The sequence below is a fragment of the Mesorhizobium sp. M1E.F.Ca.ET.063.01.1.1 genome (assembly GCF_003998155.1).
Classification (GTDB): domain Bacteria; phylum Pseudomonadota; class Alphaproteobacteria; order Rhizobiales; family Rhizobiaceae; genus Mesorhizobium.
The window spans coordinates 1-1732 of sequence record NZ_RZSC01001014.1 but is presented as its reverse complement, the minus strand read 5'-3'; the positions used below and the strand labels follow the sequence as shown (position 1 = coordinate 1732).

The 1732-nt window shown below is 60.0% G+C and carries 2 protein-coding genes and 1 tRNA gene; 1 reads left to right on the top strand and 2 read right to left on the bottom strand.

Annotated features, from left to right (window positions below):
* The first annotated feature begins 203 nt into the window (after positions 1–203).
* Positions 204–279, top strand: a tRNA-Lys gene (locus EOA29_RS35465).
* Positions 280–720: 441 nt separating this feature from the next.
* Here EOA29_RS35465 and EOA29_RS35460 read toward each other — a convergent pair.
* Together EOA29_RS35460 and EOA29_RS42450 are read right to left on the bottom strand one after the other, a co-directional pair.
* On the bottom strand, positions 721–987 hold the full coding sequence (locus tag EOA29_RS35460) for a hypothetical protein (RefSeq protein WP_126093844.1): 267 nt from the start codon (positions 985–987) through the stop codon (positions 721–723).
* A gap of 541 nt (positions 988–1528) precedes the next feature.
* Positions 1529–1732 (bottom strand): hypothetical protein (locus tag EOA29_RS42450; RefSeq protein WP_126093845.1); only part of this gene is annotated, 204 nt, incomplete at its 5' end.

Below are 1732 nucleotides of genomic sequence, written 5' to 3'. Positions count from 1 at the left end.
TGGTTTAAGCGCACATCGCGATTCCGTTCAAGACGAAGCGCGCGACCCGATGGGTCGACCTTCCGGCCTTGCGACAGGCAGAGTTCCGGCGGATCCTGATGTCGCGAAAAGCAGGACTTGCGGGCGATCTTTTTCCGGTTGACCGGCCGATGTACTCTCCCTATGTTCCGCGCAATTTCGAGGGCGGCGTTTCCAGCCCACGGGAGCGCGTAGCTCAGCCGGTAGAGCAACTGACTTTTAATCAGTAGGTCATGGGTTCGAATCCCATCGCGCTCACCAAGAACATTGCTAAATCAGCTACATACGGCAGGTTGGGGACCCTTCTGCTGGTTTCTTTAAAGCTCTGTCCGCAGAATGTCCGTGAATGCGACGGCGACGCGATATTGAAGGCCAAAACGCCTCCCTTGATCGTCCCGCGCAGCATCGCCGCTCCGAAAGCAGGGCCTCGCTTATCGAGCTAGACGGTCGACCAAAAGCCCCTGCCAGTACAGGAGGGCGTCGGCGAACTGATAGTGGCGCAGCGCGCCGGGATGGCTGCTCTCTGCGCTTGCGTGCCGCTGCGCTGAGCGTCCTTCGTTCGCATGGCGGTGCCGGTCGCGAACGCTGGTAAAATGCATTCAGCCGGTGCCAGGTCTCGCCCCCGAGCCCCCACCGGTCAGGCCCGGCGTTCGCTGGCCTACCCCGTCAGCCTGCCGGGCCGCCCGGCTCAAGCACAGGCTTTCAGCCTTTGCGCTTGTCCGGCGTCATCGCATGGTTGGTGAACTGCAGGTTTCGGTCGTCGCGGCCAGCGTCCCGACACTCATGGCAAAAGAGGACCTTGATCAGGCTCCAGAGCATCGCGCCATGGTCTGGCCCGAGCCGCTTCACCAGTTCGGCAACGTCGAGCGTCGCCTTTCGCTTGCAGGTCAGACAGTCGACCGACAGACCCGTGCCGGCTTCGAGCTTCTTGCCGAGCGTGTCTTCAGTGAAGGGAAACTTCATTGTCATTGGCGATCCTCGTTGAGGGGGTCGCCGCACTGGTGAGGATTATATTCCTGATCGCTCGCCAGATGACAAGTGCTTTGAGGCTCGCGCCTAAGGGCTGGGTCTACCGGTACCCGGCCTGTCGGGGGAGTCGGGGTGACTGGGGCGTACAGGCCGGGCCCCTTACCCCGGTGTGGGCGGGGCAGACCCGCATTATGCGCTAGCTTTGAGCGCCCGGCATTAATAATTTTAGGCTTAGCTAATTCAAAGCTCGCCACCGGGAGGACGCTGGTGACGGGCTTTGATTTGCCATGACGAGGCCGCCACCGGGAAGGTCGACGTCATCAAGTATAATCGAATGTCGACATTTTTTCTGCGACCTTAAACAGCGGTGGCAACTGCCAGTCGCTCTACCAAACAGGAATGCTCTCCTATGCCCACCCGAGGACGCAACCAGACAGGAGTCTGGATCGCCATCCGTCACTGATCGCCCAAACAGCCGAGCCAACTGTCACTTGGTAGCCGGCTTGTGTGGTTAGCGTCTAGGCACGGATGGTGCCACTTCCTACCACCCCAAGTGGATTATCTGGGAAAGATCGGCGATGTCGCCATAGATCATCGAACCTTTGACGAGAGAACACCTGCCATCCAGGACCTCGAAGAGCGGACTTGACGCCGTGCAAACCGGTGGAATCTTGCGGCCCCCGGCTTCGGCATAGCCGACGCTGATCGCGAGGATCGCGATAGCAATGAGAGTGGTCTTGCTCAT

What these genes read in the sequence shown, in the direction of transcription:
- EOA29_RS35460 (WP_126093844.1), bottom strand. Translation starts at nt 987, where the DNA reads ATGACAATGAAGTTTCCCTTCACTGAAGACACGCTCGGCAAGAAGCTC.